The sequence below is a fragment of the Alloscardovia venturai genome, assembly GCF_042676605.1.
In the GTDB taxonomy this organism is placed as follows: domain Bacteria; phylum Actinomycetota; class Actinomycetes; order Actinomycetales; family Bifidobacteriaceae; genus Alloscardovia; species Alloscardovia venturai.
Map to the genome: position 1 here is coordinate 1 of NZ_JBHTHQ010000033.1, position 1,218 is coordinate 1,218.

Annotated in this window: 1 protein-coding gene; it reads right to left on the bottom strand. The window is 46.9% G+C overall.

Translation table 11 applies throughout. The annotated features are described in order from the left end of the window. Window positions 1–1,218: hypothetical protein (locus ACFQY8_RS08020; protein WP_377939457.1), on the bottom strand; the 1,218-nt coding region annotated here is incomplete at both ends.

Consider the following 1,218-nt stretch of genomic DNA (forward strand, 5'->3'; position numbering starts at 1 on the left):
GCGCCTCCTACCGGCCCACCAATACCAGTAAACATGAGTCCTGCACCAACACCCGTAATAACAAGCCCAGCAACTGTCTGCCAACTAAGACTATTTCTCGCAAATTTTTTCGTATTTTCCCATATGTTCAGGCTTCTACTCGTGTTATACGCGTTAATAACACTTATATCCGTGACAGGTTTAAACCCTGTAGGATCAGTAAGCGAGAGTGGATTATTCGCTGCGTAATTATACGTATATGACTGCCATACAGCACCCGGTACAAGATACGGGTACGGGTCAGGAGACAAAAACCCCAACGTGGAACAGTCATACACGCGTGCACCCATGATAGTAAAACCATCCACGCTTACAGACCCTGCTTCTGCAAGCATGACATCATGACTATAAGCCGGTACACCACGCGTATCACTGTCATACGGGTTTAAAAGACTTTGCTGGCGAGTACGCCTCCATGACGACGACATACCAGTACCGAGGTAACTTACCCCGTCAAGACTTTCCACAGGACAATCATCCACACTCGTAACCAAGGGAATACTCGTATTAATATCCCATTGCACGCGTGTATTATTCACTCGGGTAAGAACACCTAACGCGTTAACATGCATGTCATAACGTGTGGGAGTATGACCGTGCTGTGTCTTTTCTATACAAGTAAGGAAACCTCGTGTATCCCAGTCAAACACGGTATCCTCACACGCTTTATCATCAACACACACGTGTGAACGTGTACGCCGACCATTCATGTCGTACTCGTATCGCGTTACACGTGATACACCAGTAGGAAGAATACACGTAGACGAAACAAGCTCACCCGCTGTATCATAAACAAACGTGGACACACCCCCACCAGTAGTACTATCATGCTGCTCTATACGGGTTACTTGTCCTGCTGGTGAGTACTGCCATGTACACGATGCTCCTGTAGAGCTAGATGAATGAAGTAACTGGTTCGCGTCATCATACGAGTACGACACCGTCTCGTCAGGTGTGTGGATACGGGTTACTCGTCCCCACACGTCACGTTCGATACGTGATGATGTAGTCTGTGAATTCTTATCGCGATGAGTATGCTCAACTACAAAACCGTTCTTGTATACCCATTGGTCACACACACCATCATGACGCGTAGACACAACACGACCAGCCTTATCACGAGTAAAGGAAGCACAGCCAAGCATACTATGAGAAACAGATGTACAATAACCAGCCTTA